We start from the raw sequence: 283 nt of genomic DNA, 5'->3' as shown, positions 1-283 counted from the left end.
GCTTGCCCGCCAAAGAAAAAACCTGGCTGAAACTGGCCAAGGGCACCGCCGTCGTACCCCATCGCGACGATGTCACCGGCCCGCTGCTCAGAACCTGGAGCGAAACCAGCCCGCTCAGCGACGCCGATCTGCTGATCCCGCGAAGCCTGCTGGACAGCTTGCCCGCCGAGAAAAAATTCCACGTGCCCGGCCGCGATGGCCGCAACGACCGGCGCTGGTACCGCCTCGACGGCCTGCTGCACGACGCCGAGCAAAACCTGCTCAACGGCTGGGTCTGCGAAGA

At 65.4% G+C, this 283-nt stretch carries 1 pseudogene; it reads left to right on the top strand.

Annotated features, from left to right (window positions below):
* Positions 1–283 (top strand): annotated as a pseudogene (locus ACZYR5_RS29675) (glycoside hydrolase family 19 protein); the annotation flags it as partial.

The organism is Pseudomonas sp. F007 (genome assembly GCF_057814275.1).
The sequence above is the reverse complement of the archived record's forward strand: the minus strand, read 5'-3'. Positions and strand labels throughout refer to the sequence as shown.